Source organism: Bradyrhizobium sp. CCBAU 11386 (assembly GCF_028128955.1).
Classification (GTDB): Bacteria; Pseudomonadota; Alphaproteobacteria; order Rhizobiales; family Xanthobacteraceae; genus Bradyrhizobium.
In genome coordinates this window covers 1-354 of record NZ_LBKA01000054.1, presented here as the reverse complement: position 1 = coordinate 354, position 354 = coordinate 1, and the positions used below count along the sequence as shown (strand labels likewise).

Here is a 354-nt window from a genome sequence, read left to right as displayed (position 1 = left end):
GACGATGCCAAAGGTCTGGCTGCCGACCTGGGTGACCACGATGAAGCCGTTCTCGGGATCGCTGGCGGCGCCGTCGTCGATCTTGAGCAGCTTCTTCAGATGGATCAGCGGCAGCAGCTTGTTGCGCAGCCGAAGAACAGCCGTGTCCTTGATGCGCTCGATGCGGTGCTCGCTGTTGGCGCGGGCCCGGACCAGCTCGACCACCGAGAGCTGCGGGATGGCAAAACGGTCGCCGGCGGCTTCCACGATCAGCGCGGAGACGATGGCGAGCGTCAGCGGGATCTTGATGGTGACGGAGGAGCCTTCACCGGCCACCGACTTGATGTCGATGGTGCCGCCGATCTGGTCGATATT

The 354-nt window shown here is 63.8% G+C and carries 1 protein-coding gene; it reads right to left on the bottom strand.

Features of this window, described 5'->3' with window-relative positions:
• The coding region (locus XI09_RS08330) for a chemotaxis protein CheW (RefSeq protein ID WP_271566411.1) at positions 1-354 on the bottom strand (354 nt) is incomplete at both ends.